6 protein-coding genes are annotated in these 7,738 nt (G+C 74.0%); 2 read left to right on the forward strand and 4 right to left on the reverse strand.

The window, feature by feature from the left end; translation table 11 throughout:
• Window positions 1–95: 95 nt before the first annotated feature.
• Window positions 96–971 (reverse strand): hypothetical protein, encoded by an 876-nt coding sequence (locus tag G5C65_RS04120; protein ID WP_165297212.1) that lies wholly within the window; start codon window positions 969–971, stop codon window positions 96–98.
• Between the two features lie 256 nt (window positions 972–1,227).
• Here G5C65_RS04120 and G5C65_RS04125 point away from each other — a divergent pair, with 256 nt between their 5' ends.
• A complete protein-coding gene (locus G5C65_RS04125; RefSeq protein WP_165297213.1) occupies window positions 1,228–1,695 on the forward strand; it encodes an ATP-binding protein in 468 nt (155 codons plus the stop codon).
• Here the strand turns inward: G5C65_RS04125 and G5C65_RS04130 are convergent.
• The 3 genes from G5C65_RS04130 to G5C65_RS04140 form a co-directional block, all read right to left on the reverse strand.
• Window positions 1,684–2,766, reverse strand: a complete 1,083-nt coding sequence (locus tag G5C65_RS04130; RefSeq protein WP_165297219.1) for a PP2C family protein-serine/threonine phosphatase — start codon at window positions 2,764–2,766, stop codon at window positions 1,684–1,686. The two genes, G5C65_RS04125 and G5C65_RS04130, sit on opposite strands and share 12 nt — an antisense overlap.
• 114 nt (window positions 2,767–2,880) lie before the next feature.
• Window positions 2,881–4,347, reverse strand: coding sequence for an aminopeptidase P N-terminal domain-containing protein (locus G5C65_RS04135; RefSeq protein ID WP_165297214.1), 1,467 nt, complete (start codon window positions 4,345–4,347; stop codon window positions 2,881–2,883).
• A gap of 108 nt (window positions 4,348–4,455) precedes the next feature.
• Entirely contained in the window at window positions 4,456–6,144 is a 1,689-nt protein-coding gene (locus G5C65_RS04140) for a PP2C family protein-serine/threonine phosphatase (protein ID WP_165297215.1), read from the reverse strand.
• A 586-nt stretch (window positions 6,145–6,730) separates the two neighbouring features.
• Here G5C65_RS04140 and G5C65_RS04145 point away from each other — a divergent pair.
• Window positions 6,731–7,456, forward strand: coding sequence for a bifunctional DNA primase/polymerase (locus G5C65_RS04145; RefSeq protein WP_165297216.1), 726 nt, complete (start codon window positions 6,731–6,733; stop codon window positions 7,454–7,456).
• Window positions 7,457–7,738: the final 282 nt, after the last annotated feature.

Genomic DNA, 7,738 nt, shown 5'->3' on the forward strand with positions numbered 1-7,738 from the left:
CAGGTCCGACGTGGCGCACGGCCCCTGGGCGTGCGCGCACAGCGGCCCCGCACGGAAGGCGCCGCCTCTCGGACGAAGGGCGCGCGGCGCGTGCGTCAGGCCGCGAGGGTGAGCGAATCCGCTCCTGTCGTCGGCGGGCCCCGTCGGCACACGGAGTGCCGGAGCGTGGGCGACGGGGGAGCGCTCTCGTCCCGCGCCCTCCCGAAGCGGACACGGACGGGTGCGTGCGGCCGCAGCCCGGCGTGCAGCGCCCGTACGTACGCGAGGGCCGCTCGCAGCGCGCGTGCGGCCACCATGTCGCCGGCGTCGGCGCCGGCGCCGACGGCCAGCTCGGCGGAGAGCCGGATGAGCCGCCACAGCGCCGCCTCGCCCCTGCGCAGCAGCCAGCCGAGCACCAGCGCCGCGAGCAGATGGCCGATCAGCATGGGGGCGTCGAGCAGCCCGAGCGCGGCGCGCGCCGCGTCGCGCAGGCAGTCGAGCGGTGAGTCGGGGAACCCGGGCGCGGCGGAGGCGGCCCCCCAGGGCGCGTGTCCGCCCTGTCCGACGGCTCCCTCGGCTCCCTGCCGCACGGCGTCCCCCGCGGACAGTCCCGCCTGGCTGACCACCCGGTGCGCCTGCGCGTCGCTCAGCGGCTCGGCACCGTTGTGGCACAGCAGCGACTGGGCCAGCGCCTGGACGCCCCCGGATCCGCCGTGCGGACGGGCGCCCGGGGCGACGAACTGCTGCGCGCACGCGAACAGCGTGTGCAGGGCGAACTGCGCGCCGGCCAGCACGGCGGCGATGCCCGGCAGCGACCGCTCCCGTCCGGCCAGCGGGTACGCGACGGCCAGGACGGCGGCGAAACCGAGCGCCAGCGAGACGGCCGGTACGGACGTGCCGGCCGCGACGGCGTGCCCGGCGGCGGAGAGCGCGACGCAGACCGCGGCGAACACCGCGGCCCGCAGCAGTCTCAGATCCGCGCTGGCAGTCATGGCCGGAGCATTCTCTCACCGGGCCGCGGCCGCTCGGCCCCCCGGGGCCGCCCCGGTCGGCCCCCTGGCCGGCCGCCCCGGCCCCGGGAGGACGGCACCGCGCCGGGGATCCGCCGGACGCCGGGTCCTTGCACACGGGCGGCGTCCTGCGCGTCCGCCGTACGGGCGGCATCCCGGCGCGGCCGCGTAGCACGGTTCGTGCGAGGCAATACGTATCCCGTGTGGCCAGGCCCTGTCGAGCCGGGTGGAGGGTGACATGAGCAGTTTGTGGTGGTCTCTCCGGCTGCGGCGCGAAGCCGCCAGTGTGCCGCTCGCGCGACGGCTGCTGCTGGGGGCGATGGAGGCGGCAGGCGCTGACCCGGACACGTCCTACGAGCTGTCGCTCGCGCTGTCCGAGGCGTGCGCGAACGCCGTGGAGCACGGCCGGGGCGCGTACTGCGTGACGGCGTACCTGGACGGCGACCGCTGCCGGATCGAGGTGGCCGACTCCGGCCCCGGGTTCCCCGCCGACGCCGACGCCGAGGGGTGCGGGGACGCCGCGCCCGGGGAGTGCCACGAGGCGGAGAGCGGGCGGGGGCTCTTCCTGATCGAGGCGCTCGCCGACCACGTGCGGTTCCGCAACCGGCCGGACAGCGGAGGCGCCGTCGTCAGCTTCGACAAGGTGCTGCGGCGCGGCGTCCCGGACGGCGTTCCGGACGGCCTGGCGCTGCCGTCAGCCTCCTGAGACGGCCTCGGGGGCACCGGAGGCCAGGGAGGTGCCGGGAGCCTCGGAGACGGCCGTCTCGCCGCCCTCCCGGTAGCGGAGGAGCAGCATCGCCGCGTCGTCGTGCAGCGGCGAGCGCACATGCTCCTCGATGTCCTGCCGCACCGACTCCAGCGCGCCCTCCGGATCGCTGTCCTTGAGCAGGTGCGCGCGCTCGTCCAGCGGATAGAAGATGTTGGCGCTGTCCCGCGCCTCCGTGACGCCGTCCGTGTAGAAGAGCACCTGGTCGCCGGGGGCGAAGGGCACTTCGTGCGGCCGCGGGGGCTCTGATCCGTGCAGCCCCAGGCCCAGCGGGAGGGAGCGCTCGGGCGGTTCGGCGAAGCGCACTTCGCCGCCGTACCGGATGACGAGCGGGGCGGGGTGGCCGTAGTTGAGCAGCACGGCCCGGTCCCGGCCCTCGCTCTCGCGCACCTCGGCGAGCACGGCGGTGACGAACTTCTCGCCCAGCAGATGCCGGTCCAGCGCCCGCTCCAGCCGCTCCCCCACGGCCACCAGGTCGGGCTCGTCGTACGCCGCCTCGCGGAACGCGCCGAGCACCACGGCGGCCGACTCCACCGCCTCCAGGCCCTTGCCCTGGACGTCCCCCACGATGATCCGCACGCCGTGCGGGGAGGTCACCACCTCGTACAGGTCGCCGCCGATGCGGGCCTCCGCCACCGCCGAGGTGTAGGAGACGGCGACACGCAGCCGCCCCGCGCCGCGCGGCACCGGGCGCAGCAGCACCCGCTGTGCGGCCTCCGCGATGGACCGGACGCTCGCCAGCTCCGCCTCGCGGCGCTGCCGCATCCCGGTGGCCAGCAGCGAGGCCACGGCGACGCCGCTGACCGACACCAGCGTGGTGTCCCCGCGCCGCTCGCCCAGCAGCCCGTTGTACCCGCTCAGCGCGAGGGTGAGCGCCACGGACAGCGCGCCGATGAACGCGGTACGCCCCATCCCGCCGATGAGCCCCGCGAAGGCGGGCCCCAGGGCCATCATCGGAAGCAGCCCGATTCCCGGTCCCGCCACCAGGTCGATGACGGTGACGCACCCCATGGCGAGAAAGGGGAACGCGGACAGCAGTCCGGTGCGGACCCGGGATACCAAGGCGTGCTCTCTTCCTGGTGCGTTCGTGCGTACGGCGCCTACGGCGCGCTCGGTCTCATGCGGTCAGCCCTTCAGTTCGGCCATCCAGCGCTCGACGTCCTCGGCGGTCCGGGGCAGCGCGGCGGACAGGTTCCGGTTGCCGTCCTCGGTGACCAGGATGTCGTCCTCGATACGGACACCGATGCCGCGGTACTCCTCGGGCACCGTCAGGTCGTCCGGCTGGAAGTACAGGCCGGGCTCGACCGTCAGGCACATACCGGGCTCCAGCGTGCCGTCGGCGTAGGTCTCACGGCGGGCCACCGCGCAGTCGTGCACATCCATGCCGAGCATGTGGCCGGTGCCGTGCAGGGTGAAGCGGCGCTGCAGGCCGAGCTCCAGCACCCGGTCCACGGGACCCTCGACGAGGCCCCACTCGACCAGCTTGGTGGCGAGCACCCGCTGTGCGGCCTCGTGGAAGTCGAGGTACTTGCCGCCCGGCCGGACGGCGGCGATCCCGGCCTCCTGCGCCTCGTACACCGCGTCGTAGATCTGGCGCTGCAGCGGGGCGAAGCGGCCGTTGACAGGGAGGGTGCGGGTGACGTCCGCGGTGTAGAGGGTGTGGGTCTCCACGCCGGCGTCCAGCAGGAGCAGCTCGCCGGAGGTGACCGGGCCGTCGTTGCGCACCCAGTGCAGCGTGGTGGCGTGCGGGCCGGCGGCGCAGATGGAGCCGTAGCCCACGTCGTTGCCCTCCACGCGGGCGCGGAGGAAGAAGGTGCCCTCGATGTAGCGCTCGCTGGTGGCCTCCGCCTTGTCCAGCACGCGGACGACGTCCTCGAAGCCGCGCACCGTGGAGTCGACGGCCTTCTGCAGCTCGTCCACCTCGAACGCGTCCTTGACCAGCCGCAGCTCGGAGAGGAAGACACGCAGTTCCTCGTCGCGCTCGGCGGTCACCTTGTCGGTGAGCGCCGCCTCGACCTGCGTGTCGTAGCCGCGCACCACCCGGACCGGGCCGCCGGCCGCGCGCAGCTTCGCCGCGGCCTCGCGGACGTCCGCGCAGGGCACTCCGTACCGCTGCTCGCTCTCGGCGAGGCTGTGCCGGCGGCCGACCCACAGCTCGCCCTGGGCGTCCAGCCAGAACTCGCCGTTCTCGCGGCTGGAGCGGGGGAGCAGGTACAGGGTGGCGGTGTGGCCCGTCGCGCCCTCGGGCTCCATGACCAGGACGCCGTCCTCGGTCTGGTCGCCGGTCAGATACGCGTACTCGACGGAGGCCCTGAAGGGGTACTCGGTGTCGTTGGAGCGCGTCTTGAGGTTGCCCGCGGGGACGACGAGGCGCTCGCCGGGGAAGCGCGCGGAGAGCCGGGCGCGGCGCTCAGCCGTCCGGGCAGCCTGCGGTATCGGAGCCAGGTCGTGCTGCTCGGTGTCCGCCCAGCCCGACTTCATGTTCGCGGCAAGTTCGTCGGAGACGCCCGCGTACAGTCCGTTCTTCCGCTGCTTGACGGGCTGCTCATCAGCACCGCCGGCAGTGCCGGCGGCGTCAGCGGTGTCTGCCACGTGTGCCTCCTCATGGACGTATATGACCGCCTTCCATCGTATGGCCGGGACGGTGCGGGTCCAGGGGCATGCGGGTGTGACCTTTGGCCTTTGCCTGCCGGGCAACCCTCAGAAGCGGGCGGCGAGCAGGACGACGTCCTCGGGGTGGTCCGGCTGGTCGGCCAGCGGTCCGGGCAGCACGGTGCGCAGCACGTGCTCGGCCAGCGCGTCCGGGTCGTCGCGCACCTCGCGGGGCGCGTTCGCCGCCGCGCCGTGCAGCCGGGTGAACGCCTGGTCCATCGGGTCGCCGGTGCGGTGCAGCAGCCCGTCGCTGTAGCAGAGGAGCGTTTCGCCCGCGCGCAGGGTCACCGTGGCGCTCGGCGCCTCCCAGCAGGAGAGCATGCCCAGCGGCGCGGACAGCGTCGTCTCCACGGGCTCCACCCGCTCCGGGCCCACGATCAGCGGCGGACAGTGCCCCGCCCCGGCGATCAGCACCCGGCGGGTGCCCGGCTCGGCGTACGCGAACAGCGCGGTCGCCGAGCAGGACGGCTCGGTGAGCCGCAGCAGCAGCTCCAGGTCCGACAGCACGGCGACCGGGTCCTCGCCCTCCATGGCGGCGTACGCGCGCAGGGCGGCGCGCAGCCGGCCCATCCCGGCGACGGCTGTGGGCCCGCCGCCGGTGACCCCGCCCACGGCCAGCCCGAGCGCGCCGTCGGGCAGCGGCAGCGCGTCGTACCAGTCACCGCCGCCCCGCGGCCCGGTGCGGTGCCGGACGGCGAGCCGGACGCCGGGGACCCGGGGCAGCGTGCTGGGCAGCAGCTCCTCGCGGAGCGCCGTCAGTTCGGCGCGGGCGCGCGCGAGGTCGGCCAGGCGCGCGGTGTGCTCGGTGGCCTGCTGGAGATAGCGCGCGAGCTGCTGGCGCTGCCGGGTGCTGGGCTCGGTGGGCTCGTCGTAGAGCCAGACGGCGGCGCCGAGCCGGGTGCCGTCCGCGGTGCTGAGGGGGACGGCGTAGCTGGCGGCGTAGCCGATCCGGGCGGCGACCTCGCGGTGCCGGGGGTCGAGCTCCTCGGCGGTGGCGATGTCCGGGCAGACGATCCCGCTCGCGGCGCCGGTCGCGGCGCGGGGTGCGGTGCCGGGTGCGGTGCCGGGTGCGGTCCCGGGCGCGTCGGGGGTGCCGGCCGTCGTCCCGCTGGGCTCTCCCGTCCCGTCCGCCGCGCGCGTACCGCCCGAGGGCGCCGCTCCGGACGGCACTGCTCCGGACGGCGCAGCTCCGGGCGCCCCGGGCGGGGCCGTCGGCCGGCCGCCGGACGGGTCCTCCAGGTCGGCGGTGCCGTCCAGGATCCGGGCGTACGCGGCGGAGCTGCGGGGCACCGTCTCGATCTGGCCGAGATCGGCGTGGGCCAGGCCGAGGCCGATCGTGCGTTCGGGTGCCGTGCCGGTGGTCGCCGTGGGTTCGAGGGCGATCAGGCCGCGGTGGGTGCCGAGCAGTGCGGCCCCGGCGCGGAGGATCTCGTGCAGGGCGCCGTCGAGGGTGTCGGTGCGGGCGAGCTCGGTGGTGAGAGCGTGCAGCGCCGTGAGGTCGGACAGCTGTTCCTGGCTCCTGCGTTCCTGGTTACGGCGTTCCCGGTGCCGCTCCCGGTCCCGGTCCCGCTGCCGCCCGCGCCGCTCGCGTTCCCGGCCCGGTGCCCCGCCCGCCGTGCTGCCGGATTCGGTGGCCGCGGCCTCCTCCGAATCCGCCGCATCGGGTCGCGGAGTCTGCGGCGGTGGGGAAAACGACGGTTTGATTCCAGCCACTTTCGACGGTCGCGGGGCTGTCATGGGCGGCGGCTTTGAGCGTGGCGGAACTCTCTCAATAGCATCGCAAACCCCCATGTCATGCTGCTCCGCTATCAATGGCACTACATGTACACACACTGTTGACGGGATGTCCAGCACTGTATCGCCGGGGCCGATGGTGCCCGCGTGGCGAGGCCGGATTCACGGGGGCAGGCCGGGGTTGGCAGAGATTGGCGAAAAACAACCCTCTAAGCGTGCATACTACTGTCGACTGAAGCCATCCAGCAGCGCGTTGGCACCGCTGCTGCGGGTACGGAACCCAGTAGGGGAGCCATAGCGTCCAAGCAGTCAGTGCGCGCATCTCACCCGTACCCTGGCGGGAGCGCGCCACAGCACCAGGCGCGGCACAGGACAGCCGCCGTGCGAGCGGTACCGGCACAGGTAGCAGTACGAGCGAGCGCCAGGCGTGCGCCACCCCCCGCCACGTTCCACGCTCGACCCGCGGCATGATGCGCTGTCCGATACGCGCAGTCACGAAAGATCCACCGAGTGTGCAGGGCTAGATCTGTGCAGGGCTAGATCTCCGACGAGACAGTCAGTTGGCGTTTACGGAAAGGAACGAGCGCTCATGCGCGAGATCCTCGGAAGGCGACGCTTCATCAGGGCCTGGGAGCAGCTTTCGGGCCGGAGGCTGTGGGGGACTTCTCGGAGGTATCCCCATCGGTCATCGCTGCGGAGCGCGGCGCTCCTGTGCGCCACGCAGTGGCGGTGGCCCGTAGTGCCCGGCGCGCCCGCGCTGGGCAAGGTGTCAGGCAAGGCGGCCGTCGCGGGCTGCTCCTGCCCGGATCCGGACTGTGCGGTCCCGGGTGCTCATCCCTTCGAGCCGGTGCTGCTCGCGGCCTCCACCGACGAGACGATGGTCCGCTGGTGGTGGACGAAGCGCCCCGGTGCCCCCCTGGTCCTGGCCACGGGCGGGCGTGCGCCCTGTGCGGTGAGCCTGCCCGCCGTCGCGGGCGCGCGCGCCCTGGCGACGTTCGACAGGACCGGCGTGCGGCTCGGCCCTGTCGTGGCCACGCCCACCCGGTTCTCCTTCCTGGTCGCGCCGTACGACCTGCCGGAGCTCGGCGAGTTGCTCTACGCGCAGGACTGGGTGCCCAGCTCGCTGCGCTTCCATGGGGGCGGCGGCTATATCGCGCTGCCGCCCTCGCAGACCGGAGCGGGCAAGGTGCGCTGGGAGCGGCAGCCCGGCGACGAGAGCGGTCCGCCCTGGCTGCCGCGGGTGGAGAGCCTGCTGGACGTCCTGATCGAGGAGAGCGCGGCCACTCCGGACTCGGGCAGCAAGCTGACGTACTGAGGGAAGCGCCGACACCGGTTTCACTCGTACGGGTTGGAGCTGGCGGACTTGCCGGGGAAACGGGCTGATGGACGGCGTCCAGGGCCCGTTTCCTTCGATATGTTCGTCATCCTCCGCTTTCTCCCCAGTGATTCGCAGGTGTGCCCCTCCCATGCATCAGCAGCAGCCGCGCGGTTCCCGCCTCCGCCTGATCGCGCTCACCAGTACGATCGCGCTCGCCGCGGCGCTGCCGCTCGCGGCGGCCACGGCCGGTCAGGACCCGCCCCCGGAGCCCCGCGGCTC

It is taken from the genome of Streptomyces boncukensis (assembly GCF_011045075.1).
In the GTDB taxonomy this organism is placed as follows: Bacteria; Actinomycetota; Actinomycetes; order Streptomycetales; family Streptomycetaceae; genus Streptomyces; species Streptomyces boncukensis.